Annotated in this window: 24 protein-coding genes and 2 pseudogenes; 9 read left to right on the top strand and 17 right to left on the bottom strand. The window is 70.9% G+C overall.

Features of this window, described 5'->3' with window-relative positions; all coding sequences use genetic code 11:
• Positions 1 to 6 precede the first annotated feature (6 nt).
• The 5 genes from V2J52_RS14500 to V2J52_RS14480 all read right to left on the bottom strand — a co-directional run bounded on the left by V2J52_RS14500 (position 7) and on the right by V2J52_RS14480 (position 6,123).
• Complete coding sequence (locus tag V2J52_RS14500) at positions 7 to 867, bottom strand: TIM barrel protein (protein WP_331228440.1); 861 nt, start codon at positions 865 to 867, stop codon at positions 7 to 9.
• A gap of 118 nt (positions 868 to 985) precedes the next feature.
• Positions 986 to 1,447, bottom strand: coding sequence for a GNAT family N-acetyltransferase (locus tag V2J52_RS14495; protein ID WP_331228439.1), 462 nt, complete (start codon positions 1,445 to 1,447; stop codon positions 986 to 988).
• Between the two features lie 168 nt (positions 1,448 to 1,615).
• Complete coding sequence (locus tag V2J52_RS14490; protein ID WP_331228438.1) at positions 1,616 to 3,130, bottom strand: Gfo/Idh/MocA family oxidoreductase; 1,515 nt, start codon at positions 3,128 to 3,130, stop codon at positions 1,616 to 1,618.
• Positions 3,131 to 3,415: 285 nt separating this feature from the next.
• The gene (locus V2J52_RS14485) at positions 3,416 to 5,260 is read right to left on the bottom strand and encodes an amidase family protein (RefSeq protein ID WP_331228437.1); all 1,845 of its coding nucleotides are present in this window, start codon (positions 5,258 to 5,260) and stop codon (positions 3,416 to 3,418) included.
• Between the two features lie 80 nt (positions 5,261 to 5,340).
• Positions 5,341 to 6,123, bottom strand: coding sequence for a cohesin domain-containing protein (locus V2J52_RS14480; RefSeq protein ID WP_331228436.1), 783 nt, complete (start codon positions 6,121 to 6,123; stop codon positions 5,341 to 5,343).
• A gap of 264 nt (positions 6,124 to 6,387) precedes the next feature.
• On the opposite strand from V2J52_RS14480, the gene V2J52_RS14475 reads away from it, so the two are divergent.
• The gene (locus V2J52_RS14475; protein ID WP_331228435.1) at positions 6,388 to 6,771 is read left to right on the top strand and encodes a hypothetical protein; all 384 of its coding nucleotides are present in this window, start codon (positions 6,388 to 6,390) and stop codon (positions 6,769 to 6,771) included.
• 255 nt (positions 6,772 to 7,026) lie between these two features.
• Here the strand turns inward: V2J52_RS14475 and V2J52_RS14470 are convergent, their stop codons facing one another.
• From V2J52_RS14470 to V2J52_RS14445, 6 genes are all read right to left on the bottom strand, one after another.
• Entirely contained in the window at positions 7,027 to 8,046 is a 1,020-nt protein-coding gene (locus V2J52_RS14470; RefSeq protein ID WP_331228434.1) for an LLM class flavin-dependent oxidoreductase, read from the bottom strand.
• 216 nt (positions 8,047 to 8,262) lie between these two features.
• A complete protein-coding gene (locus V2J52_RS14465; protein WP_331228433.1) occupies positions 8,263 to 11,406 on the bottom strand; it encodes an autotransporter outer membrane beta-barrel domain-containing protein in 3,144 nt (1,047 codons plus the stop codon).
• Between the two features lie 133 nt (positions 11,407 to 11,539).
• Complete coding sequence (locus V2J52_RS14460) at positions 11,540 to 12,490, bottom strand: PfkB family carbohydrate kinase (RefSeq protein ID WP_331228432.1); 951 nt, start codon at positions 12,488 to 12,490, stop codon at positions 11,540 to 11,542.
• On the bottom strand, positions 12,487 to 13,974 hold the full coding sequence (locus tag V2J52_RS14455) for a purine-cytosine permease family protein (RefSeq protein ID WP_331228431.1): 1,488 nt from the start codon (positions 13,972 to 13,974) through the stop codon (positions 12,487 to 12,489). Before V2J52_RS14455 ends, V2J52_RS14460 begins: the two co-directional genes overlap by 4 nt.
• An 86-nt stretch (positions 13,975 to 14,060) precedes the next feature.
• A complete protein-coding gene (locus tag V2J52_RS14450) occupies positions 14,061 to 15,071 on the bottom strand; it encodes an ADP-ribosylglycohydrolase family protein (RefSeq protein ID WP_331228430.1) in 1,011 nt (336 codons plus the stop codon).
• Complete coding sequence (locus V2J52_RS14445) at positions 15,068 to 15,787, bottom strand: GntR family transcriptional regulator (RefSeq protein ID WP_331228429.1); 720 nt, start codon at positions 15,785 to 15,787, stop codon at positions 15,068 to 15,070. Before V2J52_RS14445 ends, V2J52_RS14450 begins: the two co-directional genes overlap by 4 nt.
• A 133-nt stretch (positions 15,788 to 15,920) precedes the next feature.
• Between V2J52_RS14445 and V2J52_RS14440 the strand changes: the two genes are divergently transcribed.
• The 6 genes and pseudogenes from V2J52_RS14440 to V2J52_RS14415 all read left to right on the top strand — a co-directional run bounded on the left by V2J52_RS14440 (position 15,921) and on the right by V2J52_RS14415 (position 21,243).
• Positions 15,921 to 16,982 carry an ABC transporter permease gene (locus V2J52_RS14440; RefSeq protein WP_331228428.1) on the top strand — a complete coding sequence of 354 codons (1,062 nt, stop codon included), beginning with the start codon at positions 15,921 to 15,923 and terminating at the stop codon, positions 16,980 to 16,982.
• A 1-nt stretch (position 16,983) separates the two neighbouring features.
• On the top strand, positions 16,984 to 17,802 hold the full coding sequence (locus V2J52_RS14435; protein ID WP_331228427.1) for an ATP-binding cassette domain-containing protein: 819 nt from the start codon (positions 16,984 to 16,986) through the stop codon (positions 17,800 to 17,802).
• Positions 17,799 to 18,809 (top strand): sugar ABC transporter substrate-binding protein, encoded by a 1,011-nt coding sequence (locus V2J52_RS14430; protein WP_331228426.1) that lies wholly within the window; start codon positions 17,799 to 17,801, stop codon positions 18,807 to 18,809. The genes V2J52_RS14435 and V2J52_RS14430 overlap by 4 nt, the downstream gene beginning before the upstream one ends.
• A 67-nt stretch (positions 18,810 to 18,876) precedes the next feature.
• Positions 18,877 to 19,149 (top strand): annotated as a pseudogene (locus tag V2J52_RS17090) (Gfo/Idh/MocA family protein); the annotation flags it as partial.
• A 103-nt stretch (positions 19,150 to 19,252) separates the two neighbouring features.
• Positions 19,253 to 19,852 (top strand): Gfo/Idh/MocA family oxidoreductase, encoded by a 600-nt coding sequence (locus V2J52_RS14420; protein ID WP_331228424.1) that lies wholly within the window; start codon positions 19,253 to 19,255, stop codon positions 19,850 to 19,852.
• Between the two features lie 332 nt (positions 19,853 to 20,184).
• The gene (locus tag V2J52_RS14415; RefSeq protein WP_331228423.1) at positions 20,185 to 21,243 is read left to right on the top strand and encodes an LCP family protein; all 1,059 of its coding nucleotides are present in this window, start codon (positions 20,185 to 20,187) and stop codon (positions 21,241 to 21,243) included.
• Positions 21,244 to 21,322: 79 nt separating this feature from the next.
• Here the strand turns inward: V2J52_RS14415 and V2J52_RS14410 are convergent, their stop codons facing one another.
• From V2J52_RS14410 to V2J52_RS14400, 3 genes are all read right to left on the bottom strand, one after another.
• Complete coding sequence (locus V2J52_RS14410; RefSeq protein ID WP_331228422.1) at positions 21,323 to 21,643, bottom strand: hypothetical protein; 321 nt, start codon at positions 21,641 to 21,643, stop codon at positions 21,323 to 21,325.
• Positions 21,640 to 21,891, bottom strand: a complete 252-nt coding sequence (locus tag V2J52_RS14405) for an addiction module protein (protein ID WP_331228421.1) — start codon at positions 21,889 to 21,891, stop codon at positions 21,640 to 21,642. Before V2J52_RS14405 ends, V2J52_RS14410 begins: the two co-directional genes overlap by 4 nt.
• A gap of 156 nt (positions 21,892 to 22,047) precedes the next feature.
• Entirely contained in the window at positions 22,048 to 22,311 is a 264-nt protein-coding gene (locus V2J52_RS14400; RefSeq protein ID WP_331228420.1) for an FCD domain-containing protein, read from the bottom strand.
• A 181-nt stretch (positions 22,312 to 22,492) separates the two neighbouring features.
• Between V2J52_RS14400 and V2J52_RS14395 the strand changes: the two genes are divergently transcribed.
• Both V2J52_RS14395 and V2J52_RS14390 read left to right on the top strand, forming a co-directional pair.
• Positions 22,493 to 23,509 (top strand): MsnO8 family LLM class oxidoreductase, encoded by a 1,017-nt coding sequence (locus tag V2J52_RS14395; RefSeq protein ID WP_331228419.1) that lies wholly within the window; start codon positions 22,493 to 22,495, stop codon positions 23,507 to 23,509.
• A 136-nt stretch (positions 23,510 to 23,645) separates the two neighbouring features.
• Positions 23,646 to 23,786, top strand: coding sequence for a hypothetical protein (locus V2J52_RS14390; RefSeq protein ID WP_331228418.1), 141 nt, complete (start codon positions 23,646 to 23,648; stop codon positions 23,784 to 23,786).
• A 43-nt stretch (positions 23,787 to 23,829) separates the two neighbouring features.
• Here V2J52_RS14390 and V2J52_RS14385 read toward each other — a convergent pair whose 3' ends face one another.
• The 3 genes and pseudogenes from V2J52_RS14385 to V2J52_RS14380 form a co-directional block, all read right to left on the bottom strand.
• Complete coding sequence (locus V2J52_RS14385; protein ID WP_331228417.1) at positions 23,830 to 23,970, bottom strand: hypothetical protein; 141 nt, start codon at positions 23,968 to 23,970, stop codon at positions 23,830 to 23,832.
• Between the two features lie 46 nt (positions 23,971 to 24,016).
• Positions 24,017 to 24,253: pseudogene (locus tag V2J52_RS17085) on the bottom strand (RES domain-containing protein); the annotation flags it as partial.
• Positions 24,254 to 24,270: 17 nt separating this feature from the next.
• On the bottom strand, positions 24,271 to 24,627 hold the full coding sequence (locus tag V2J52_RS14380) for a hypothetical protein (RefSeq protein WP_331228416.1): 357 nt from the start codon (positions 24,625 to 24,627) through the stop codon (positions 24,271 to 24,273).
• Positions 24,628 to 25,063: the final 436 nt, after the last annotated feature.

Genomic DNA, 25,063 nt, shown 5'->3' with positions numbered 1-25,063 from the left:
GCGCAGCTAGCCGAGCAGCGACCGCAGGTAGGCCAGCGAGGTGCTGACGTCGGCGACCGGCCCCTCACCCTGCGGCTCGGCTGCGAGGATGGTGTCCTGCTCGAGGACGAACCAGCCGTCGAAGCCGACCTTGCGCAGCTCGGCGACGATGACCGTGAAGTCGACGTCGCCCTCGCCCAGCGGTACGTAGATGCCTTGGCGCACCGCGTCGGTGTAGCCCAGCGAGCCGTCCTGGACCCGGCGGGCGAGGTCGAGCCGGACGTCCTTGGCGTGCACGTGGTTGATCCTCGCGGCGTGCTCCCGGGTGAGCTCGACCGGGTCGGTGCCACCGATGAGCAGGTGCCCGGTGTCGAGGCACAGCGGCACGGTGGAGCCGGCGAGCACCCGCTCGACCTCGTCGCGCCGCTCGACCATGGTGCCGACGTGCGGGTGCAGCGTGGCGCGGACGCCGCGGCTCGTAGCGAGCTCGACGAGCCGGTCGAGGTTGGTCAGCAGCGTCCGCCAGCCGGCGTCGTCGAGCACCGGGCGCTCGTCGTAGCCGTCCTGCCCGGAGGCGGCGGCGATGACCAGGACATCCCCACCGGCGGCGGCGAAGCTGTCGAGCTCACGATCCACCTCGGGCACCGGGTCGTGCTCGGGGTAGTGGAGCACGACCGGCACGAACGCGCCGACGGCGCCGAGCCCGTGGCTCTGGACGGCGGCGGCCCGGGCGGCCGGCTCGACCGGCAGCCAGCCCTGCGGGCCGAACTCGGTGGCCGTCAGGCCCAGCTGCTTCATCTCGGGCAGCACGCGGTCGGGCGTGAGCTGGTGGCCCCAGCCGGGGACCTCGCACACGCCCCAGCTGATCGGGGCGGCGGCGATCTTCATGGTGTCTCCTCCAGATGGGGGCGGGTCTCTCTGACGGTACGAGTACCAGGCACCCTGCCAGCGTCGGCTGGATACCTCACGACTCAATTCTGCGGCAAAGTTTGTGCCGACGGGCCGACTACAGCTCGCGCCAGTAGTAGAAGGCCCGCTCGTCCGAGCCGGGCTCGCTGGTGGTGAAGCCGTGGCGGGCGTAGAAGCGCTGGGTGTCGACGTCGCCCTCGTCGACGTTGATCTCCACGAGCCCGGCACCGACCTCGCCGGCGTGCGCGAGGAGCCGCTCGATGATCGCCGAACCGGTTCCGCGACCGCGCAGCTCGGGGACCACGTAGAGCTCGTCGAGGAGCAGCACCGGGCCGGGGTACCAGACGTTCGGGCGGGCGGTGACGAGCGCGACGGCCACCGCCGGGTCCCCGGCGAGGAACGCCGTCGTCGAGGGCCCGGCCAGCAGCCAGCGCAGCCGGTCGGCCAGCACACCGGCGCCCGGCGAGGGGGTGGCGAACTCGGTGTTGAAGTCGTGGAGCAGCCGCGCGACCACCGGGGCCTCGTCCGGCGTCGCGCGGCGAACAGTCGGGACGTCCATGGTGGCGACGGTACTCGGGGATGCAGCTGTGTGGGACTGTCGGCAGCGTGAACTGGCACCGTCGAGTGCAGTGAGGTCGCGAGGCTGAACCGATGAGTGAGGCGCCGCGGCGAGATCCAAAGACGGAGATCCTACGGCGAGGTACTCCGAGCGGACAGGCCTTGAGCTCTACTGCCGGACGTCGTCGAGCTGCACCGTGGTGCGGCCGAGCCGGGAGCGCTCGGCGGCGAACGCCATCCAGTGGCTGTCGAGGGAGGCGGTGAGCGTCGTCGTGACGTTGGCGTCGAAGTTCTCGGACCGCACGGCGTTGACGAACCTGCGGGCGAGCGCGGCGTCACCGCCGCCGTGACCGTTGTAGGCGCCGTCGTCCACGCCCTCGGGCAGCACCCGCCACTCGTGGACCGGGTGGCCGAGCGGGCCGGTTGTCGTGGTGCGGAGGTCGGCGCCGGCGTCGAGCCAGCCGGGCACCGAGGGGTCCTCGTCGGGGGCGAGGTCGCCGACCAGGGTGGGTGCGGGGGAGAACAGCTCGAGCCGCAGCTCGCCGTCCTCCATGTGGCCCGACAGCTCGCCGCGGGTGCCGGTGATCTGGAAGGTACGGGTGTTGGCGCCGGTGAAGGCGGAGGTGGTGAGCGACGCGGTGAGGCCGCTGGGGAAGGCGAAGACCGACTGCTGGTGGTCGACGACGTCGTTGTCCGACTTGTACACGCAGCGCCCGTACGGACTGGTCTCCAGCGCGCGCAGTCGCCCCGCCGGCGTGACGTCGGGGCCGAGGAGGGTGACCGGCCAGCCCTGGACGTCGCTCAGCGCGTCGACGTAGTAGCGCGGCGCGTAGAACGGGCAGGTCGCGGCGGCCGGGCAGCCCTTGACGCAGTGGCTCGGCGCCCCCTCTGGTGCGTTGCCCTCGTGGAAGTGGCGCAGGCTGCCGACGCTGGAGACGTCGACGGGCGGCTCGTCGGCGAGCCAGCGGATGATGTCGAGGTCGTGGGAGGTCTTGGCAAGCACCATCGGGCTGGAGATGTCGGTGCGGCGCCAGTTGCCGCGCACGTAGGAGTGCGCGAAGTGCCAGAACCCGATGTTCTCCTCGAGCCGGATCGTCACGAGGTCACCGAGCGCGCCCGAGGACGTCACCCGGTGGACGGCGCGCCAGAACGGCGTCTCGCGCAGCACATGGGCGACGACGACGCGTGGTGAGAGGGCCTCGAGCTGCTGCTCCAGGTCGCGCAGCGCGTCCTCGTTCGGTGCGATCGGCTTCTCCAGCAGCACCGCCGCGCCGATCCGGGCGGCAGCCACCGTCGGCTCCAGGTGGTCGGCGTCGGGCAGGGCGACGACGACGGCGTCGAGCGCGAGCCGGTCCGCCTCGGCGAACAGCTCGCGCCAGTCGGCGAACCGGTTGGCGCGCGGCACCCCGGCACGGTCGGCGAACGCGTCACGCTTGAAGTCGACGAGCTCGGCGACGGCGACGACGCGGCCGTGCTCGGGATTGGCGACGAACCATCGGCCGTAGGCCTCGGCGCCGCGGCCGCCGGCGCCGAGGACGGCGATCCGGACCGGGGCCTGCCGGTCGGTGGCGCTGGGTTGGTCCGGCGCCGGGGTCTCAGCCGGCTGCCGGGCCAGTGCCTCGGGTGCCGGTGTCTCGGACTCCGGTGGGGCGCCGGCGCTGCGGGCCCGGGTCGAGACGCTCATCGGTCATGGTCCGAACCGGCGCAGCGCGCCGCCGTCCACTGCACAGTCACGCCCGGATCATGGCAGGCTTCCGGGCCGGTAGCGAACCCCGCCACGCGCGTCTCACCGGCCGTCTACGGCCGTTCATCTGGCGGACATCTGCCGTTCGCCGCGCGGCTTGCCAGCCGGGTCGATCACTGCCCGGCCATCACTCTGTCGCATCCGAAAAGCGCCGCACCCCACGCCTGGCTGCCACGAACGGACGGTCAGGCGTGAGGTGCGGCGTCGGTGATGGCGGAGCCGGGCTTACCCGAGCGGACCGTAGAGCACCGGCGATGTTCGCGCCTGCGTTGCCTGCTCGAACGCGTAAGCGAGCCCGAGCAGCTCGCCCTCGGTGTAGTCACGCCCGAGGAGCTCGAGGTTGACGCCGGCACCAGTGATCGTGGCGTCGGCCTCGGTCGCCTGCCCCATCGGCACGGTGAGCGACGGCATCCCGGTGTTCGGGCTGAGCCGCATGTTGGTGCTGTGGGTGCCGTACGGGGTGCCGCTGGGGTAGATGAGTGCGTCGAGCTCGAGGTCGTCCATCAGCTGCGTGACGAGCGTGTGGCCGTCGGCGAGCGCCTGCGTGTGGCTGCCCTCGGGTCCCGCCCACCCCTGGTAGGTCTCCTCGGTCACCGCGTCACGGCTGACGTAGGTGCGCTCGCGCGAGGTGACGTACCGGCCGGAGGCCACGATGTCGGCGAGCGACCGCGCCTCGACGTCGGGGGCGAGGTGGGACGCGATATAGACGTCCAGGTCGTGCTTGAACTCGTTCGTGCTGCCGCTCGGCTCGCCGAGCACGTCGGCGAATCCCGCCGGGGGAGCCACCTCGACGACGGTGGCACCTTGGGCCTCGAGGGCCGCTCGCGCGTCGGTGAACAGCCGGACGGTGGTGGCGTTGCTGCCGACCATCGAGGGGATGTATCCGAGCCGTGCGCCGTCGAGCGACGCGGTGTCGAGGTAGGCGGTGTACGACTCGGGCACGACCTGGTCCGCCGTCGCCGGATCGGCCGGGTCGACGCCGACGACCGCGTCGAGCGCGACCGCGGCGTCGATGACGCTGCGGGTCATCGGACCACCGGTGTCCTGGCTGAGCGCGAGCGGGATGATCCCGTCCCGGCTCGCGAGTCCCACGGTGGGCCGGATCCCGACCAGCTGGTTGTACGACGACGGCACCCGGATCGAGCCGCCGGTGTCGGTGCCGAAGCCGATCCCGGCGAGGTTCGCGGCGATGGCCGCGCCGGTGCCGCCGCTCGAGCCGCCCGCGCTCCGGGCGGTGTTGTACGGGCTGGCCGCGAGCAACGTCTGGCCTGGCTCGAGGAAGGCCGAGAACTCCGAGACGAACCCGAAGGCGAACTCGTCCAGGCTCGCCTTGGCAAGGACGACCGCGCCGGCCTCCCTCAGCCCGGCGACCATCGTCGCGTCGGTGCCGGTCTGGTTCTCGTCCCAGCAGCCGCAGCCGCCGGTGGTCGGCATGTCGAGGGTGTTGTAGTTGTCCTTCACCGCGACCGGCACGCCGAGCAGCGGGTCGGTCATGCCCTCGACGGCGCGGACGGCGTCAGCCACCGCTGCTGCCTCGAGCGCCACGCTGCTCGTCGTGATGATCGAGCTCAGTGGCCGGCCGCCCTCGGCGGGGTCGACGAGCGTCCGGTCGTAGGCGGCGATCCGGTCGAGGTACTGCTGGGTGATCTCGACGGACGTGGTCACCCCGGCGTTCATCGCGGCCTGCATGTCGATGACTGACGCCTCGACGATCTCGAACGGGCCGTCGTCGTAGACGATGCGCTGCGACACCGCGGCCAGGTCACCGACGGTCAGGACACCGTCGGCGTTGACGTCTGCCGCGGCGACGGCGGACCAGTCGTCGGACGTCGACGTCGCCCCGAGGTGCTCGGCGAGGAGGTCGAGGTCGGCAACCGTCACCTGGCGGTCGCCGGTGAGGTCGAGCTCCGTGTAGAACGGCGCGAGGAGCACGCCGGCCGCGGGCTCAGGGGCGTGGACCGTTGGATCGGGGGTATCGACGGTGGCCTGGGCCGCGGTGCCGCCCACGGCGAGGGCCGCGAGCACGGGGATCGAGACGATGATCGCCGTGCTGCGACGTCGGGCGGTCATGGGGGTACTCCTTCGGGACTGGTGCCGGTGAGCCGGGAGGCTCGCGTCGGAACGGGGACGGTGGGGATCGACGACGGCGTTCATCGGGCTCCCGCCTTCCGCAGCCGGGCGGCGCGGGCGGCCAGCAGCAGCGCGCCGACCGCGATGGTGGCGGCGGCGATCAGGCCCGCGGTGAGGACGGCGGCGCCGGTGCTCGGCAGGGCGCTGTCGTCTCCGGCGGAGCTGTTGGGAGACCCCGGGCCGGCGCCTGCGTCGTCGTGGCCGGTGTCGTCGTCGGATCCGTCGCTGTCATCGGGCGCGCTCGGGGTGGGCGACGGATCGTCGCTCGGCGCGGGCGCGGGCGTGGGAGTGGGCGTGGGAGAGACCACCGGGGCGGCGACCTCGACGACGGCGTCGGCCGCGTCCGCCAGCTCGACGGCGCTGCCGTCGGCACCGATGAGCGTCACCGACATCTTGATCGTGCTCGTGCCCGGCGCGACGCCGGTGAGCGGCACGGTGGCGGCGAGGTCGCCGTCGAGCGCCGGGGAGGTGCCGAGCCGGCTGTGGACGACCGTCACCACGCCGTCGTCGACGGCGGTGTCGTCGAACCCGCCTGCCGGACCGGTCGCGTCCTCGGCCGCCGGCTGGAGGACCTGGGGATCGAACTCCGCGGTCAGCTCGTAGGCGTAGATGTCGGCGCCCCCGGTCAGCGCGACCTGGAGGCCGACGGCGTCGCCGACGTCGACTTGCTCCGGCGCGCTGACGGTGACGCTCTCCGTGGCCGGAGCGGCCAGCGCCGGGGCCGGTGTGAGGAGGACGGCGGCGCATATCGCGCCGATGGCGATTGTCGACTCGGGGAGTCTCGAACGCGCGGATGGTCTCATTGGGCTACCTGCTTTCGAAAGATGGCGGTATGTCCGAAGCACGCTATTGCGCTCGACAACACTTGTCATCGCCCTGGCGTGCATCGGATCGGACGTTATTCGCGCCGTGTTTCGCGCAGGGGCGTCGCAGGTTTCAGCGGTGTTTCTCGTGCGAGGTGGGCGTCGGAATGCGAGAAGGGCCGGCAGGACCTCAGGAACCGTTTCTGCGTGTCAAGGGAGACTAGACGATTGTTGTCTAGCGCAACTGGACGTACGCTTACGAAGGTGAGCATCTACGACGTTCAGGTAAACCGCGAGGGGCGCTGGTGGATCGTCGCCGTTCCGGCCGTGGGGAGCGTGACTCAGGCCCGCCGCTTTGCGGAGGTGGAGGCCATGGTGCGAGAACTGATCGAGGTGACGACGGGCGACGTCGACGTCGTTCTGCGGGTCTCGGTGGAGCAGGTGGGTGGCGTCGAGGTCGGCGAACGACTGGCGCAAATTAGGCGGGAGCGCGAGGAAGCCGTGCGGCTGGAGCGCAAGGCCTCTGTGGAGGTGCGCGCGTTGGCGCAGGATCTCGTCGCGCAGGAGATTCCGCTCCGTGACGTGGGGGCCGTTCTGGGGATCTCGCACCAGCGGGCCCACCAGCTCGTGTCGAGCCCAGCGAGCTGACCGTATTGTCTCCCTCGGTTGACGAGCGATGTGCGGCAACGCCGACGTTGATCGGTCCCAAGATGCCGGCGCTGTTCTCCCCCCTCTCTCTGCTCTCGTTGAGCGGGCGAGGGGCGCGAGCGCGGTCGCCTCGTCGGATCCGAAGCTCCGGCGAGTCGTCAATGCGTTACGGCAAGCCGGCTCGGTGTCAGTCGGCGCCGTCAGCCGGGGTGCGACATGGGGGCGACTGCTCCGCAGCGACGGAGGTTGAGCCGGTCAGCGCCACCCGAGTCCCGGCGCGACGTGCGTGAGGATGCCCTCGATGACGTGGGCGTTGTAGTCGACGCCGAGCTGGTTCGGCACGGTGAGCAGCAGGGTGTCCGCGGCGGCGATCGCCTCGTCCTGGGCCAGGTCCTCGATGAGCTTGTCCGGCTCGCCGGCGTAGGACTTCCCGAACCGGGCGAGTCCGCCCTCGAGCTGCCCGACCTGGTCGGTGGAGTGGGTGTCGCGCCAGAACAGCTGGCGGTCGAGGTCGGTGACCAGCGGGAAGATCGAGCGGCTCACCGAGACCCGCGGCTCCCAGCCGTGGCCGGCGGCACGCCAGGCGTCGCGGAAGCGCTGGATCTGCTCGGCCTGGAGCTGGTGGAACGGCGCGCCGGTGTCCTCGGTGAGCAGCGTGGAGCTCATGAGGTTCATCCCCTGCTCGGCCGTCCACTCCGCCGTCGCCCGAGATCCGGCGCCCCACCAGATGCGCTGCCTCAGGCCCGGCGAGTGCGGCTCGATGCGCAGCAGCCCGGGCGGGTTGGCGAACATCGGGCGCGGGTTGGGCTCGGCGAAGCCCTCGCCGCGCAGCACGTCGAGGAACCGCATGGTGTGTGCCCGGGCCATGTCGGCGTCGGTCTGCCCGTCGGCCGGCTCGTGGCCGAAGTACTCGTAGCCGCGGATGACCTGCTCTGGTGAGCCGCGGCTGATCCCCAGCTGGAGCCGGCCGCCGGAGATGAGGTCGGCCGCGCCGGCGTCCTCCGCCATATACAGCGGGTTCTCGTAGCGCATGTCGATGACGCCGGTGCCGATCTCGATGCGGCTGGTGCGCGCCCCGATGGCCGCGAGCATCGGGAACGGCGACGCCAGCTGGCGGGCAAAGTGGTGGACCCGGAAGTACGCGCTGTCGGCACCGAGCTCTTCGGCCGCGACGGCCAGGTCGATCGACTGCAGCAGCGCATCGGACGCCGTCTGCACCTGCGACTCGGGGTGCGGCGTCCAGTGGCCGAAGGACAGGAATCCGATGTTCTTCATAGCGGGGACAACGTCCGTGAGCCCCGGTCGATTCCAGGTGGGCGGCCGAGGTCTTTGCTTAGGTGCGTGTTCTTGGGCTGTGGGAGGGGTAAGAACACACACCCAAGGTCGTGGACGAGGTTCGCCTTGCGCGAGCCGGTGGCGAGACAGACGTCCGCCCGACGGCGCGGATGCTGTCGGGCGGACGCCTGTGAGTGAGCGAGTCGTGCTCGCTGGCTACTCCATGCGTGCGCGAGTCCGTCGCTGGACGGCGAGCAGTCCGCCGCCCACGAGCAGCAGCAGTGCGGTCACCAGTCCGCCGGTTGCGGCGCCTCCGACTCCCGTCGTTGCCAGCGACGGCGCGGGCGTCGCCGCTGGCGAGGACGCCGACGGCGCAGCTGTCGTGGGGGCCTCATCGGCCGGCGGCTCAGGGGTGGGAGTGGCCGACGGCTCGGTCACTGCGGTCACCTGCAGTGCGGCGGTACCGACCGCTGCCCCGTAAGTACCGGTGACCGTGTACTCGCCGGCTGTTGTCGACGTGCAGGTCGCGGCGTTGCAGGTGGCGTCGCCGTTGATGGTGAACGTCGTGTCGGCGGTGGTGTCGGCGATGTGGTTGCCGAACCGGTCGTAGGAGTCGGCCGTGTAGGGCTGCTCCTCGCCCGCGTTGATGGTGGCCGTCGGGGGGCTGAGGACGAGGTGGTCGGCGGCGGTCGGGGTGATCGTGAGGTCGGCGGTGGCGACCATGGCGTCATAGGTGCCGGTGACCGTGTAGACCCCGGCCGTGGTCGAGGTGCAGGCTGCGGCGTCGCAGCTGGCGCCGTCCTCGAGGGCGATTGTGGTGTCGTCGGTGGCGGAGCCGTTGATGGTGAACGTGGTGTCGTTGGTGGTGTCGGCGATGTGGTTGCCGAACTGGTCGTAGGAGTCGGCCGTGTAGGACTGTTCCTCGCCCGCGGTGATGGTGGCCGTCGGGGGACTGAGGATGAGGTGGTCGGCGGCTGCCGGGGTGACCGTGAGCTCGCCGGTGGCGACCATGGCGTCATAGGTGCCGGTGACCGTGTAGACCCCGGCCGTCGTCGAGGTGCAGGCTGCGGCGTCGCAGGTGGCGCCGTCCTCGACGGTGAACGTCGTGTCGTTGGTGGTGTCGGCGATGTGGTTGCCGAACTGGTCGTAGGAGTCGGCGGTGTACGTCTGTTCCTCGCCCGCGGCGATGGTGGCCGTCGCCGGGCTGAGGACCAGGTGGTCGGCGGTCGCCGCGGTGACCGTGAGCTCGGCGGTGGCGACCAGGTCGTCGTGGGTGCCGGTGACGGTGTAGTCGCCGGCCGTGGTCGAGGTGCAGGCCGCAGCGCCGCAACTGGCGTCGCCATTGATGGTGAATGTCGTGTCAGCGGTGGTGTCGGCGATGTGGTTGCCGAACTGGTCGAAGGAGTTGGCTGTGTAGGTCTGCTCTGCTCCCGCGGTGATGGTGGCTGCCGGGGGATTGAGGACGAGGTGGTCGGCGGCTGCCGGGATCACCGTGAGTTCGCCAGTGGCGACCATGCCGTCATACGTCGCGGTGACCGTGTACTCGCTGGCCGTGGTTGAGGTGCAGTTCGTGGCGTCGCAGCTGGCGTCGCCGTCGATGGTGAACTCGGTTTCAGCGGTGGTGTCGGCGATGTGGTTGCCGAACTGGTCGTAGGAGTCGGCGGTGTACGCCTGCTCCTCCCCCGCGGTGGTGGTGGCCGTCGGCGGGCTGAGAACCAGTTGGTCGGCAGCTGCCGGGGTCACGGTCAGCTCGGCGGTGGCGACCATGCCGTCGTGGGTGCCGGTGACGGTGTATTCGCCGGCCGTCGTCGAGGTGCAGTTCGTGGCGTCGCAGCTGGCGTCGCCGTCGATGGTGAACTCGGTTTCGGCGGTGGTGTCGGCGATGTGGTTGCCGAACTGGTCGTAAGAGCCGGCCGTGTAGGTCTGCTCGGCTCCGGCGGAGATGGTGGCCGTCGGCGGGCTGAGAACCAGCTGGTCGGTAGCGGCCGGGGTCACGGTCAGCTCGGCGGTGGCGGCGAGGCCGTCGTGGGTGCCGGTGACGGTGTAGTCGCCGGCCGTGGTCGAGGTGCAGATCGCGGCGTCGCAGCGGGCGTCGCCGTCGATGGTGAACTCGGTGTCGTCGGTGGTGTCGGCGATGTGGTTGCCGAACTGGTCGAAGGTGTCGGCGGTGTAGGCGTGCTCCTCGTCCGCGGCGATGGTCGCCGTCGGCGGGCTGAGGACGAGGTGGTCGGCGGCGGCAGGGGTAACCGTCAGGTCGCCGGTGGCGACCATGCCGTCATAGGTGCCGGTGACTGTGTACTCGCCGGCGGTCGTGGAGGTGCAGACCTCGGCGTCGCAGCTGGCGTCGCCGTCGACGGTGAACTCGGTGTCAGCGGTGACATCTCCGAGAGGAAAGTCTCCGGCGTCGTACGCCTGGGCCTGGTAGGTCACCGACTCACCCGCCGCGATTGTGTGCGGCGAGGGGCTCAGCTCGATCCGGTCGGGAGTGGTGGTGACCGTCAGGTCCACCGTCGTCGTCGCCCGGGACACCAAGGTGATGTTCTGGGCGGCGACGTCGAAGGTCAGCGAGCCGACGTCGGCGTGCGACGGTGCCACCGTGAGCACACAGGTGCTGCGGTCTTCGGAAAGTGCGACGGAGGCGAGTGCGCTCGCGCCGTCCAGGGCGCAGCCCCAGGTGTTAGTCACCGGATACTCGAAAGTCTGGGACTCTCCCGCGCCGACGATGACGTCCTGCGGTCCGGCAATGGTCGGTTCAGCGGGGACGATCATGATGTCGGCCAGCGCGCCGGTCACCGGGATCTCACTCGAGCCGGTGGGGTCGCCCACGCGGTAGTTGAAGGTCAACGGAGTGTTGGAATCGGCGACGAACTGGGTGACCGCTGTGCTCCAGTCGTCCGACGAATCGGGCGTGACAAGAGGCTGATTGGCGACATGCACTGTCGACTGCCAACGGGAGCCGGTCGTGGCGACCTGCTGCCACATGAGGTTGTACTGCGCGCCCGCAACCAGTGGGACCACCTGGGACACGTTGACATTCGCCTGCCACCGGCCGGAGGTGTCCGGATCCGGCGTCGAGGTGACGTAGAGGTACGGCTCGCCGCTGGGCGGCGCCGGAACCACGCCGGTGGTGCCGCTCGCCGGAAGGGTGAACTGACCTTGCGGAACAATGTTCGGGTGGGTGGCCGACCACGCACCGGGCATCGGTAGCGGAATCTCGTCGGCTGCCTGTGCCGCTGGCACCGTCGCTGTCAGCAGGCCGCCGAAGCCCAGCACCATCGTGCTCAGCACCGCCCACCGGCGCCTTCGACCATTGCCCTTCACGTGATCGTTGGAGCCAATGGTCTGGGTGGGTCGTCGCATCCGTGCTTCCCCCGGTATGTACGCAGCGCGTTTATGTCACCAGGTTGACCTGGGACTATGTGAATTCCTTCGGGACGTTAGCAGGTCCGCCCGAATTGCCCACGGCGTCGTCCATGACTGGCGGAACCGGCGCTCAGTCGCCGGCGGCCGCGATCCGCTCGTCGATCTCCTGGGCCGTCGGCGAGGTGGCCGGGCCGCGGCGGGTGACGGCGATCCCGGCGGCGACGTTGGCGCGCTCGAGGCTCTCCTCGAGCGACCGGCCCATCGCCAGGCCTGCGCACAGCACACCGGTATGGGCGTCGCCCGCGCCGTTGGTGTCGACGGCAGTGACCTTGATCCCCGGGAGGAGCATCGCGGTGCTGCCGGGCTTGGCCAGCCAGCAGCCGCCGGCACCCACGCGCACCAGCACGGTGGCGTCAAGGTCGGCGGCGAGCTCGGTGGCGAGCAGCGCCGGGTCCTGCAGGTAGGTCTCGCCGCGCCGCCGGTGGTGGAGGAGCTTGGCCTCGCGCTCGTTGACGGTCCAGATCGTGGCGGAGTGCATGATCGCCGTGAGGACGTCGGGCGGCACGTCCGCGATCACCGGGGCAGCGTCCACGACGATCTCTGCGCGGCCGCGCATCCGCGGCAGGCACCGGACGAGCATGGCCGCGTTGTCCGGGTGGACGAGCGAGTAGCCGCTGACGTAGACGACGTCGCCGTCGCGCAGCTCGATGTCGTCGAGTGCCGAGAGGGGCACGTGCCCCTCGGCGCCGACGGTCGAGACGAAGGTGCGCTCGGCGTCGTCGTCCACGAGGGCGACGCAGAACCCGGAGTCGAGGTCCGGGTGCGGCTCGAGCAGGATGTCGACGCCCTCGCCTGTCAGCTCCCCGCGGACCAGGTCGCCCAGCGGTCCGCTGCCGTGTCCACCGGTGTAGAGGACCGGTGCGCCCTCACGACGGGCGGCGGCCATGACGTTGAAGCCGCCGCCGGTGTGGAGCCCGGTGCGTGAGGCGAACACATCCTGACCGGGCTGCGGGACGGCGTCGACCTCCATGACGACGTCGACGATCGCCTGGCCGGTATGGATCACTCGTGCCGCGCTCACCGCCCGGCCCCCACCGTCAGCGGGCGACGGCCGGCGCGGGCGCCACCGAGCAGTGCGTACAGGGCAGCGGACACCACGAGCGTCGCGACCCAGGCGAGGCCGTTGCTACCGATCCAGGTGGTGGCCCAGGCGCCCTGGAACCACAGCTCGGAGTCACTGACACGGGCGGTGGTGAACAGGAAGCCGACGACGATCGCCACGGCCCAGGACAGCGTGCTGCGCCACTCGACGCCGCCCCGGAACCAGTAGCCCGAGGTGCGCGTGAGGTCCATGAGGGCGTCGCCGTCGTAGTGGCGGCGGCCGATCATGTCGATGACGAACACACCCACCCACGCGGTGATCGGCACGGCCAGCAGCGAGATGAAGGTGATGAACGGGCCGTAGAAGCTCTCGGAGATGAGCATGAAGTAGATGGCCCCGAGCGTGGTGACGACGACGTCGAGGATGACGGCGTTGACCCGCTTGATCCGGATGCCCAGCGTGAGGGTGGTGAGCCCGGCGGAGTAGACCGACAGGTGGTTGGACAGCAGCAGGCCGCCGAAGGCGGTGATGAGGTAGGGGATCGCCACCCAGGCGGGCAGCACCGAGCGCACCGCGGCGACGGGGTCTCCTGCGGCGGCGAGGCTGCTGTCGCCGGCGCCGAGCACGGCCCCCAGGCCGATGATGATGACGAGCGGGATGCCCGCGCCCGCGGAGGCGGAGGCGATGAGCTGCCCGGCCTTGGCGCGGGCGGACTGGTAGCGGGCCATGTCCGCGCCGGCGTTGGCCCAGCCGATGCCGGTACCGGCGGCGATGGTCCCGATCCCGATGATGACGGCGGACATCGGGCCGGCCGGAGTGTCGAGGACCACGCTCCACTCGACGGTGGTCACGAGGAAGGCGGCGACGAAGATGTTCAGCGCACCGAAGATCCATGTGGCCCACTTCTGCACGGTCACGATGAAGGCGTGGCCCATGCCGGAGACCGCGACGGTGCAGGCGACGAAGATCGCGATGCAGACCAGCGCGATGACCGGCACCTGCTTGGCGTCGGCGTTGGTGCCGAAGAGCAGCGCACACAGCGACAGCAGCGCGAACGCCCCTGTGGTGGTGTTGACCGTCTCCCAGCCCAGGCGCGAGCCGAGCGAGACGATCGTGGGGCCGATGTTGCCGCGGACGCCGAAGATCGCCCGGGACAGCGTGAGGCTGGGGGCGCCGCCGCGGCGGCCGGCGATGGAGATGACACCAACGATGGCGAAGGAGCCGAACGCGCCGACGACGGCCGCGACCAGCGCCTGCCACAGGTTCATCCCCAGCGCGATGAGGGTGACGCCGAGCGGGATCCCGAGGATCGAGAGGTTCGCGGCGAACCACACCCAGAACAGCTCGAACGGGTTTCCGTTGCGCTCGCTCGGCGGCACGGGCTCGATGCCGCGCTGCTCGTACTTCGACAGAATGACTTCCTCGGTGCGGCTTGCCGTCGAGGGGGACGGGTCTGCAGGCATGGAACATCCTCCTTTGGATGGATGGGGAAGGCGATGCCGGACGGCGTCGTCGTGGTGGTGGGGCAGTGGTGGGTGGCCGGGGCTGGTCAGGCCGAGGCGGGACGTCGGCGCAGGTGCAGGAGACGGTCGGTGGTGGTGGCGAGGTCGATCCCGCTGACCTCGAGCATCGTGCGGACCTGCCGGGCCGGGAAGGCGACGTCCCCGTGGAGGGCGCCGAGGATCGCCCCGGCCATGGCGGCGATGGTGTCGGTGTCGCCGCCGAGGGAGGCGGCGAAGCAGAGTGCGTCGAAGGGCTCGGCGTGGAAGTGCTGGACGATCACCAACGCCGCGACGACCGACTCCTGGGACTGCACGGACGTGCCGACGACGTCGCTGAGGTAGTCGGCGAGCTCGGCGGTGGTCATCCGGGTGGCCGTGCGTAGCGCCCAGCGGGCGCGCTCGGGCACCGATGCGCCGGCGATCCAGTGGCCGAGCCGCTGCGCCCGGGTGCTGAGGTCCAGCGCGTAGTCCAGCGCGGACGTGAGGTCGGCGCCGTCGATCGCGGCGGAGACGGCCCCGGCCACGGCGGCGGCGCTGGACAGTCCCAGCCCGGTGTTGTGGGTGACGAAGCTGAGGTCGTGCACGGCGCCGAGGAGGGCGTCGGCGTCGGCGGACGGGTAAGCGATGGCCACCGGGGTGACCCGCATGGCGGCGCCGTTGGTAGTGCCGGTGGTACCCGCCGTCGTCGGGTCCCCGCCGGCCGCGATCGCGGAGATCGCCGCGGAGGTGGAGGGGCCGAGCAGGTCGAGCGAGCCCTTGGCCCGCATGGTCTGCTCCCACGCCATGAGGGCGTCGGCGAAGGCGCGGGGGGCGACGGTGCCGCCGCCGTCGAGCAGGAGATCGGCGACGAGGAGGGCCTGCTCGGTGTCGTCGGTGACCGAGCCGGCGGGCATGCCCGGCGCGATCGGCTGGTGTGCCGGGGCATCGACCAGCTCGGTGACGGCGCCCAGCTCGGCGGCGATCTGCTCGCGGGACATCGACTGGGTGGGCATGCCGAGGGCGTCGCCGAGGGCGAGGCCGGTGAGCGCGCCCAGCGCGCGGTCGTCGAGGGTCGTCATGCGGAGGGCTCCTCGCCGAAGGTGAGATGGAGGCTGAAGTGCTGCGGGTCGAGGTAGGACTCGACGTGCTCGACGACGTCGCCGCCGCGGCTGTAGGAGGTGCGGGTGGTGCGCAGGTACGGCGTGCCCGGCTCGTGCTCGAGGGCGGCGGCGATCTCCGGGGTGGTGCGGGCGACGCGGACGTCCTGGGTGCCGTGGTGGGCGACCAGGCCCGCGTGGCGCAGCGTCGTCGTGAGCGAGCCGTCGATGAGCCCGGTCCGGGGGAGGTCGCGCAACGGGCCGCTGGCGGGGATGGTCGCCTGCTCGTAGGAGACGGGGCGCGAGCCCAGCAGTCGGCGGCGGGTCACCACGACCGACTCGGTGCCCTCGAGCTCCGGCACGACGGCGGGTGAGGCGGTGAGGAGGGTGATGCCGAGGATCTCGGTGGTGATCTCGGCGCCGACGTCCGTGAGGGCGCGGGCCCAGCCGACCTCCGGGTCCAGCGGCTGCCCGTCGAAGGTGACGAAGGAGCCGACGCCGGCGCGGGTGGCGATGAGGTCGAGGCGCTGAAGATCCTGCAGCGCCTGGCGAACGGTGCCCCGGGAGACGCCGAACTCCGCGGCGATGGCGCTCTCGCTGCCGAGCTGGTCGCCAGCCTGGAGCTCCCCGGCACTGATGCGCTCGGCGAGGGTCTGGACGATCTTCTCGCGGCGCGTCATCGCTACTTCACGACTCATGTAGACATGTTCATACCTGTACAGTACGGCTGTCAAGCCCGAACATGTGCGCGGCGCCCCACCGTGCCAACCCCCTGGCGCCCCCGTCACCGTTCCACCACACTGGGCCGTGGTACGGACTCGAGGGGGAGACATGACGGCCGTGGCGAAGGAACCGTCGCCGTCGCCCACTCGCGGCCCAGCGGCCGGCGGGCCCGGTGCTCGCAGCCGCACCCTCTCCGCGGCGCTCACCGTCGTGCGCCTCGGCCCGGTCCTGCTGCTGCTGATCATCATGGCGGTGCTGGCCGCGCTCAACCCGCTGTTCCTGTCCCCGGTCAACCTCGGCAACGTCGGCCTCGAGGCGTCGGTGGTCGCGATCCTCGCGCTGGGCCAGCTGCTCGTCATCATCACCGCCGGCATCGACCTGTCGGTCGGCTCGCTCATCGCGATGTCGAGCATCTTCGGCGCGCTATGGATCCGCGAGCTCGACGTGGTCTCCGGCTGGCTGGTGATCCCGACGATGATTCTCGCCGGTGGTCTCGCCGGCGCCGTCAACGGCACGCTGTTCGTCAAGGGCAAGCTGCCCCACCCGTTCCTGCCGACCCTCGCCATGCTCATGGTCGCCCGCGGCGTCGCCCTGATCGTCAGCGAGGGGCAGCCGATCACCGGCATGCCGCCGGCGGTGACGGCCATCGGCTCCGGCCGCATCGGCTACGTGCCGTACGCGGTGATCCTCGTGGCCGTGCTCGCGCTGCTGGTCTACGTGCTGCTGCGGCGGATCACCTGGGGGCAGTGGGTCTACGCCATCGGCGGCAACCGGGAGGCGGCCCGCCGGGTCGGGGTGCCGGTGGACCGGGTGCTCATCTCGGTGTACGTGCTCAGCGGGATGTCGGCGGGCACCGCGGCGATCGTCGTCTCCGGCCAGACCAACTCGGCCTACCCGACCGCGGGCAACCTCATGGAGCTGTCCGCGATCGCCGCCGTCATCATCGGCGGCGCCAGCTTCTTCGGCGGCCGCGGCACGGTGGTCGGCACGCTGGTCGGCGCGCTCATCCTCGGCGTCATCCAGAACGGCCTCAACCTGATGAACGTGCAGAGCAGCTGGCAGTACGTCGCGCTGGGCACCGCCGTCGTCATCGCCGTCGAGCTCGACGTCGTGCGGTCGGGGCTGGAGAACCGGCTGCGCGTGGTCCGCACCGAGGAGTCGGAGGCCTGAGATGACGACGACGGCGCAACAGGCGGGCGGCAGCGGCGCGGCCGAGCCGCCGGTGCTGGAGGTCCGCGGCGCGGTCAAACGGTTCGGCGCGGTCACCGCGCTCGCCGGCGTCGACCTCGCCGTCCGCCCGGGTGAGGTGGTCGGGCTGCTCGGCGACAACGGCGCCGGAAAGTCCACGCTGATCAAGGCGATCACGGGCGTGCACCGGCTCGACGAGGGCGACATCTACCTCGAGGGCACCCGGGTGAGCATCGACAACCCGACCGACGCCCGGCGGCACGGCATCGAGGCGGTCTACCAGGACCTCTCGCTGTTCGACAACCTCGACGTCGTCACCAACCTCTACGTCGGGCAGGAGCTGACCAGGCCGCGCGGCTGGCGCGCGCTGGGCTGGCTGGACCGCAAGGCGATGCAGCGCGACGTCAAGGACCGCCTCGCCAAGATGCAGGTGCACCTGCCGAACCTGCGCGGGCAGGTCGGGCTGATGTCCGGCGGGCAGCGGCAGGCGATCGCGGTCGCCCGTGCGGTGTCCTTCGCCCGCCGGGTGCTCATCCTCGACGAGCCCACCGCCGCGCTCGGGGTGCGCGAGACCCGCAACGTGCTCGACACCGTGCGGCGGCTGCCGCGGGAGCACGGCATCTCCATCATTCTCATCTCCCACAACATGGACCACGTGGTGAAGGTGTGCGACAACGCCGTCGTCATGCGCCAGGGCCGGGTTGTGGGCAGCACGCGTCCCTCGCCGCAGACGGCGCAGGACATGGTCGCGATGATCGTCGGCGCCACCGAGGGCGCCACGCAGAAGGGACACCAGCCATGAAGCTCACCCGCAACGGGGCGGCGCTCGCCGCCACCGTCCTCACCGGCACCCTCGTCCTCGCCGCCTGCGGTGGGGACGGCAATGGCGGCGACGCCGACGGCGGGGACGACGACGCCTACACCGTCGCCGTCGTCCTCAAGACGCTCTCGTCACCGTTCTGGCTGCAGGTCGCCGGCGGCGTCGAGGACGGCGGCGAGGAGACCGGCGCCACCGTCACCCTCGCCGGTGCCACCGCCGAGACGCAGGTGCAGGAGCAGATCGACAAGGTCCGCGCCGCGATCACCCAGCAGGTCGACGCGCTCGTCGTCGCCCCGACGCAGGCCGAGCAGCTCGAGCCGATCCTTCAGCAGGCGGTCGACGCCGACATCCCGGTGCTGCTCGTCGACACCGACATCGCCGACTGGGACGGTAAGGAGACCTTCATCGGCACCGACAACCACGCCGCCGGCGTCACCGCGGGGGAGTACATCCTCGAGCAGGCCGACGCCGGCAGCATCGCCGTCATCCGCGGCGTGCCGGGCAACCCGTCGACCGACGCCCGCGTCGACGGCGTGCTGGAGACCATCGAGGGCAGCGGCATCGAGGTGGTCGCGGACCTCTCGGCCAACTCCGACCGCGCCGAGGGCCGCTCGGTGATGGCCGACATCCTGCTGGCCAACCCGGAGGTGTCGATCGTGTTCGCCGCCAACGACGACATGGCGCTGGGCGCGCTGGAGGCGATCAAGGCCGCCGGGGTGGAGATGACCGACATCCTCGTCGTCGGGGTGGACGGCACTGGCGACGCCGTCGACTCGATGGTTGCCGGCGAGCTGGACGCCAGCATCGCGCAGAACTCCTACGAGATGGGCAAGACGAGCGTGGAGCTCGCGGTCGAGCTGCTCGACGGCGGCACGATCGACGAGCGGGTGGACACCGGGGTGACCGTGGTGACCACCGATAACGCTGAGGAGTACGGCAGCCAGCTCGAGGAGCAGGCCGCCGACGAGGACATCGCCGACGAGGGCTGACGGCAGCGGGACGGTGGGCGAAGGAGCGGCGAGGGTGCTCGATATCGGCGTGGTCGGTGCCGGCGCGATGGGCGCCGACCACGTCCGCACCCTGCTCGCGCACGTGCCCTGCGCGCGGGTGCGGGCGGTCTACGACGCCGCGACCCGTCCGGCGGAGGAGCTCGCCCGGCTCGCCGGCGCGCGGGTGGCCGCCAGCGGCGAGGAGCTCATCGGCCGCGACGACGTCGACGCGGTGATCATCGCGTCGCCCGACGCCACTCATGTGCCGCTGACGCTCGCCGCGATCGTCGCGGGCAAGCCGGTGCTGTGCGAGAAGCCGCTCGGCACGGGGCCGGCGGAGTCCGCGCGGGTGGTGGCGGCGGAGGTCGCGGCCGGCCGCCGGCTGGTGACGGTGGGTTTCATGCGGCGGTTCGACCCCGCCTACTGCGCGCTGCGGCGGGGCGGTGCGCGACGGCGTCGTCGGGGAGCCGCTGCTCGTGCACAACGTCCACCGCAACGCCCGACCGCACCCGGACGCGACCACCGAGGGCGTGGTGGCCAACTCGATGGTGCACGAGCTCGACACCCTGCCGTGGCTGCTCGGGTCGCAGGTGGTCGAGGTGCAGGTGCGGTCGCCGAGGGGTGGGCGGCTCGGTGGCGCAGGGCTGCGCGATCCGCAGCTGGCGACCGTCGAGCTCGCGTCCGGGGTGCTGGCCACCATCGAGGTGTTCCTGTCGGCCGGGTACGGGTACGACGTCCGCTGCGAGGTGGTCGGCGACCGTGGCGCGGTGAGCCTGGGCGCGCCCGGCCACCTGGCGGTGGCGGCCGACGGACTGACCGGCACCCCGGTCCCCGCGGACTTCCGCGCCCGGTTCGCCGAGGCCTACCGAGACGAGCTCGTCGCGTGGGTCGACGCTGCCGGCCGCGGCGGCACGGTGGGGGCCTCGGCGTGGGACGGGCACCGGGCGAACCTCGCCGCGGCGGCGGGGATCGCGTCGCTGCGCAGGGGCGGTGCGGTTCGGGTGGACGACGGCGACCGCGCGGTGCCGGCGATCTACGGGTAGTTTGCGATGGCCAGGGTCGGGGATGAGCTTGGCCCGTCCGGCCGGCGCCCGCCCTGCCGCGCTTAGGTGTGTGGGTTTGGCCGCAGGAGGTCCAGAACGACACACCTTGGCGACGGCGGCCGGCGTGGGCGGGTTGCCGGCGTGGACAAATCGCTTGTCGGTGACGGAGGTTCAAACGCACCCGGCACTCGTCCTTTAGTCGTACCCTACGGAACTGAAGGGGGAGAAGTCCTCCGTGGACCTAGGGATCGACGATGATGCACCCCTCTGCCCCCACCGACGCTCGCCCTGCCGGCGCATCATCTGGTACACCCGACCTGCCCGGCCCGCCCGTGACAGAGCCGGAGCCCGGCGGCAGCCGGATGGTGAAGGTGGCGTTCTTCGTCGCGCTGAGCTTCATACTCCTGCTGGGCGGTGGCGCCATGGGCGGCCTGTTCTACCTGCAGTCGCGGCTGGACGCGAACATCGAGCGGTTCCCCGACCCGTTCGCCGCGCTGGCGGAGCGGCCGGCGCCCGCGCCGCGCACCGCGGCCGACGACGACGGTGCCGCGGCCCGCAGCCCGGTGACCTTCCTGGTGCTCGGCTCGGACAGCAGGATCTCGGCGGGCGAGCCGGAGGAGTGGGAGCTCGGCGCGCAACGCACCGACGCGATCATGCTCGTGCAGCTCTCGGGCGACCGGAAGTCGGTGACGGCGATGTCGATCCCGCGCGACTCGTGGGTCGAGATCCCCGGCCACGGTCACCACAAGCTCAACGCCGCCTTCTCGTTCGGCGGCCCGGCACTGACGGTGGCGACCCTCGAGTCGCTCACCGGGGTGCGCATCGACCATGTCGCGATCGCGGACTTCATTTCGTTCGCGGCGATGACCGACGAGCTCGGCGGGGTCGAGATCCGCCTAGCGCAACCGCTGCAGGTGGGCGACACCGTCCTCGAACCCGGCGAGCGTGTGCTCGACGGCGAGCAGGCACTGCAGTACGTGCGCGAGCGGTACACGTTGCCCGGCGGCGACTTCGACCGCGTGCAGCGCCAGCAGAACTGGATGCGCTCGATCCTCGACGCAACGATCAGCCGCGACGTCCTCACCGACCCGGCACAGCTGTGGGCCGTCCTGGAGAGCTTCAGCCAGTCGCTCGGCGTCGAGGAGACCCTGACGATCGGTGAGATGCGGAACCTGGCGTTCAGCGCCCGGGAGCTGCGCAAGAACGGACTGAGCTTTATCACCGCTCCCTACGAGGGCACCGGATGGAGCCCCGACGGCCGGCAGTCGATCGTCATCCTCGACGATGCGCCCTTCGCGGCGGTCTCCGCGGCCTTCGCCGACGGCACCATCCACGAGTTCCTCGCGGCGAACCCGGACGTCGCGCCGCGGCTGGGTGCCATGACCGGGTGAGGGCCGGAGCCGGGCGGATCGGGTCGGGACGCGTCGCTAGGTGTGTGGTTATGGCCCGGGCAGAGCCAGAACCACACACCTAGGCGCGAAGAGCGCGGTGCTCCCAGTACCTGGGGCGCCGTCGTTCGTGCGCGTAGGCGACGATGGCGACCTCGCTGTCGATCAGGAGAAAGACGATGTCGAACGGAAAGCCGGCGACACTGCGCGAATAGACCTGCGGCGTGCGACGACGATCCTGGTAGAAGCCCCATCCGATCGAGGGGTCGATGATGCTGTCGATCGTCGCGTCGACCGCATCCATGAAGACACTGCCCCAGCCCGTGCGATTCGCCTCGTACCACTGGGCAGCGGCACGATACTCATCGAGAGCCTCGCCGTGCTCGCGCCAGGTGAAGCTCACTTGCGGAGCGCGGCAATCTCGGCACGGACTCGCGTGTGCGCCTCGCCTCCATCAACGAGCTTGGCCGTGCCGCTGACGATCTCCTTGACACGACGGTCGATGACTTCGTCCCATGCCGCGACGATCTCGTCCTGATCTGCATCGGCGTCTCGATCGACACTAAGCAGGAGCTGGTGGGCCGCCTCAAGTCGCTCCTCAGCATCGAGGGCTTTGCCCGCCTCGATGTAGTCCGCCAACTTTGGAGTCATACATCGAGTGTACGGCGACACCCTGACGTCGGCCATGACCGGCTCCACAGGTACGGTTCGGTCCGCTGCCGATCGTCGGAGCTACCCAACGTGCCGGTGATGGGCTGGGATGTGGTGGGGAACGAGGCCGGCCGCGTCATGCCCGGCCGGCCGGCATCACGCCCGCGCGGCCGCCACCACCGCCGCGGCGTCGTCCTCCCGCTCCTCGCGATCCACCCAGTGCTGCACCAGTGCCGCGCGGGTGTGCTCGATGTGCGCCCGGGTGAGGTCGGTTGCGTGGTCGATGTCGCGGCCTATGAGCGCGGCGACGATGTCTTCGTGCTCCGACAGCGAGTGCGGCGCCCGCGACTTCGCGACGGCGGCGAACAGCCAGCGGCCGCGACGGTCGAGCAGGCGGAGCATCTGGACGAGCAGCTTCAAGATCGTGCTGCTGCTCGCCGTGGTGCTGGTGGCGACGTACGTCCTGACCTGGCTCTGATCCTCCAGCAGCGAGGAGGCTGCTGCGACGCAAGTACACTGGCCGGACGCTGCGTGACCACCTCGGTATCCCGTACGAGAACGGGCTCCCGGACTCGGACGGCCAGGACGGAGACGCCGGGCGATGAAGTACTCCCTGGTCGAGCTGGCCCCGGTCAGCCCCGGTGGCAGCAAGCACGACGCGCTGGTCACCGCCCTGGACGCGGCGCGGGAGGCCGAGGAGCTCGGCTACCACCGGATCTGGTACGCCGAGCACCACGACACCCCGGGCTACGCCTCCCAGGATCCGGTCGCGCTCATCGCCGTCGCCGCCCGGGAGACCACCCGCATCCGGGTGGGGTCGGGTGCTGTGCTCCTCAACCATTACAGCTCGTTCAGTGTCGCCGAGCGCTTCCTGCAGCTCGAGGCACTGGCCCCGGGACGGATCGACCTCGGTCTGGGACGAGCCACCGCCGGCCCGCTCGTCGACGCCGCGCTGCGCCGCGACCGGCAGGCGCAACCGGTGGACGACTTCGCCTCGCAGGTCAAGGAGGTCCTCGCGCACATGCACGGCACCTTCGCCGCCGATCACCCGTTCGCCACGTTCGACCTGACCGCGGGCATCGACAGCCTGCCCGAGGTGTGGCTCCTCGGCTCCTCGGGAAACAGTGCTGACCTGGCCGGCAACCTCGCCCTTGGGTACGCCTTCGCGGGGTTCATCAACCCCGACGCCGCCGTTCGCGCCCTCGGCACCCATCGCGACAGCTTCCAGGCCCCGCCCGACGGCGCGGGCCGGCGCGGGGCGATCCTCGCACTCAACATGGTCGCCGCGGATGACGCGGAGACGGCGCACCGGCTGACGTGGCCCGCCCGGCACCTCCGGCAGAAGCTGTTGACCGGCGAGCCGGCGACGACGTCCACCGTGGCCGAGGCGGAGGCCGCCCTCACCCCGGTGATGAAGGCCCTCCCCAGCAGCTTCGACGGGGTGACGATCCCGCGGCAGCTGGCGGGCACCGCCGCGACCCTGCGCAGTCAGCTCGAGCAGCTCGTCCAGCTCACCGGCGCCACCGAGATCATGGTGCAGGACATGCTCGTCGACCCCGAGCGGCGCACTCGGTCACGAGAGCTGATCGCCGAGGCTGTCGCCGCCATCGCCCCGTAGAGACGACTCGGTGGCCACCTGAGCCCCCCTCGCCCGGCCCGAGTGGCGGAGCCACCAAGTGCGGAAGACCGCCAGTCGGTTCGACGTCTCACGCATCGTGGTGAGCGCGGCAGGTGCTACAGCTACAGTGCGCAGATTGCACGAAAGCGGGCGAGGCGGGGCGTCGGCCGTCGGGCTGCGTGACGAGCTGCGGCCGATCTTCAAGATCGTGCTGCTACCCGCGGCGGTGCTGCTCGCCGTGGTGCTGGTGACGAACTACGTCCTGACCTGGGTCTGATTCGGTACGGCGGCTGAGCCAACGGACGAGAATGCCTCGAGCGTCAGTGGCGGGTGAGTTGGAAGTCGTCTGCGACCCTGCGCAACTTCACATCTCGCAACGTGATCTCACCGGCCGGTGCAACCTCCTCCACGCTCGTACCGTCGAAGATCGCCCAGCACTCGAAGGCGCCGGTGCGCGACATGTACCGCAGCCCTGAGTAGACGGGGTGGGCGTCTTCGTCCCTGACCGGCCCGCATGAAACTGGTGCCATCTTCGTCGAGGGCGGCGGCGTGCTGAGCCGGCCGCAATCTGGCTAGCGTTTCGCGGTAGCAGCCTTCGAGATCAGTGGAGGCGTACAGCACTCCACCTCCCGAGACGTCGAACCGATTTCCAGCGTGCTGTGAGGCCGCGTCCACGGGACTGATCTCGGAGAATGTGGTGCCCATCCCGAGTCGTGCCACCCGCCACAGCTTTGCAGGTGGCATCACGACCCGAGGCTGACTCATCCGCCGGAGGCGAATGCCCGCGCCGCCGCCATGGCGGCACGGAGCTCGCCCTCGGCGACGAGCTCAGCTGGGCTGCGGTCCTCCAGCTGAGGGTTCATGCCGATGAACCAGGCGCGGATGACGTGACGTGAGTCGGTCTCCACGAGGTGCTGAAAGATCTGGAACGCGCCGCGGAGCCGTCGCTCGACGTCGGGCTGCGGTGGCTGCTGGGTGCCACGCGCCCAGCGAGCAACGGTCTGCGTGTTCTTTCCGACCATGTACGCGACGAGCCTGGGGCCCAGGTTCTCGTTGAGGTAGGAAGCGATCTGCGCGATGCTCCACTCTTCCGGACGCTGCGGGTACTCACCAGCCATGCGCGACCGGTGACCTGCACGGGCACTGGATGGAGCCACAGGACTAACTCCTCAAGTTGACGAGTTGCGAACTAATGACGCACGTTCGATGTGATTCAGATCCTTTGACGATACCTATTACGACGCGCTTCCGACAGGCCTCCACCCGATTCCAGTGCCGCGTTCGTCGCCTGCCGGCTGATGTCACCACGCGCCGAGGTAGTCCAGGTCGGCCTCGACCCGACGCGCCGCGGCGACGTCGGCCGGGGAGTTGCGCAGCCGCTCCGGCCTCTGCTCGCACGAGGGCGCGGCGGCGCTGCCCCGCCGGCGCAGTCGGGCCGGCGCTCTCGCCGGCAGCGGGCGGCCGTGCGCCGGGCTCGCCGGCCTTAGGTGTGTGGGTTTGGGCGCAGGAGGTCCAGGACTACACACCCAAGCGCCGGGCGCGTGGACAATCCCG

This window comes from Georgenia sunbinii (assembly GCF_036421875.1).
Lineage (GTDB): Bacteria > Actinomycetota > Actinomycetes > Actinomycetales > Actinomycetaceae > Georgenia_B > Georgenia_B sunbinii.
The sequence above is the reverse complement of the archived record's forward strand: the minus strand, read 5'-3'. Positions and strand labels throughout refer to the sequence as shown.

What these genes read in the sequence shown, in the direction of transcription:
- V2J52_RS14500 (WP_331228440.1), bottom strand. Translation starts at nt 867, where the DNA reads ATGAAGATCGCCGCCGCCCCGATCAGCTGGGGCGTGTGCGAGGTCCCC.
- V2J52_RS14435 (WP_331228427.1), top strand. Translation starts at nt 16,984, where the DNA reads ATGACGACGACGGCGCAACAGGCGGGCGGCAGCGGCGCGGCCGAGCCG.
- V2J52_RS14480 (WP_331228436.1), bottom strand. Translation starts at nt 6,123, where the DNA reads ATGAGACCATCCGCGCGTTCGAGACTCCCCGAGTCGACAATCGCCATC.
- V2J52_RS14450 (WP_331228430.1), bottom strand. Translation starts at nt 15,071, where the DNA reads ATGACGACCCTCGACGACCGCGCGCTGGGCGCGCTCACCGGCCTCGCC.
- V2J52_RS14470 (WP_331228434.1), bottom strand. Translation starts at nt 8,046, where the DNA reads ATGAAGAACATCGGATTCCTGTCCTTCGGCCACTGGACGCCGCACCCC.
- V2J52_RS14495 (WP_331228439.1), bottom strand. Translation starts at nt 1,447, where the DNA reads ATGGACGTCCCGACTGTTCGCCGCGCGACGCCGGACGAGGCCCCGGTG.
- V2J52_RS14485 (WP_331228437.1), bottom strand. Translation starts at nt 5,260, where the DNA reads ATGACCGCCCGACGTCGCAGCACGGCGATCATCGTCTCGATCCCCGTG.
- V2J52_RS14490 (WP_331228438.1), bottom strand. Translation starts at nt 3,130, where the DNA reads ATGAGCGTCTCGACCCGGGCCCGCAGCGCCGGCGCCCCACCGGAGTCC.
- V2J52_RS14440 (WP_331228428.1), top strand. Translation starts at nt 15,921, where the DNA reads ATGACGGCCGTGGCGAAGGAACCGTCGCCGTCGCCCACTCGCGGCCCA.
- V2J52_RS14430 (WP_331228426.1), top strand. Translation starts at nt 17,799, where the DNA reads ATGAAGCTCACCCGCAACGGGGCGGCGCTCGCCGCCACCGTCCTCACC.
- V2J52_RS14385 (WP_331228417.1), bottom strand. Translation starts at nt 23,970, where the DNA reads ATGTCGCGCACCGGCGCCTTCGAGTGCTGGGCGATCTTCGACGGTACG.
- V2J52_RS14445 (WP_331228429.1), bottom strand. Translation starts at nt 15,787, where the DNA reads ATGAGTCGTGAAGTAGCGATGACGCGCCGCGAGAAGATCGTCCAGACC.
- V2J52_RS14455 (WP_331228431.1), bottom strand. Translation starts at nt 13,974, where the DNA reads ATGCCTGCAGACCCGTCCCCCTCGACGGCAAGCCGCACCGAGGAAGTC.
- V2J52_RS14380 (WP_331228416.1), bottom strand. Translation starts at nt 24,627, where the DNA reads ATGGCTGGTGAGTACCCGCAGCGTCCGGAAGAGTGGAGCATCGCGCAG.
- V2J52_RS14405 (WP_331228421.1), bottom strand. Translation starts at nt 21,891, where the DNA reads ATGACTCCAAAGTTGGCGGACTACATCGAGGCGGGCAAAGCCCTCGAT.
- V2J52_RS14395 (WP_331228419.1), top strand. Translation starts at nt 22,493, where the DNA reads ATGAAGTACTCCCTGGTCGAGCTGGCCCCGGTCAGCCCCGGTGGCAGC.
- V2J52_RS14465 (WP_331228433.1), bottom strand. Translation starts at nt 11,406, where the DNA reads ATGCGACGACCCACCCAGACCATTGGCTCCAACGATCACGTGAAGGGC.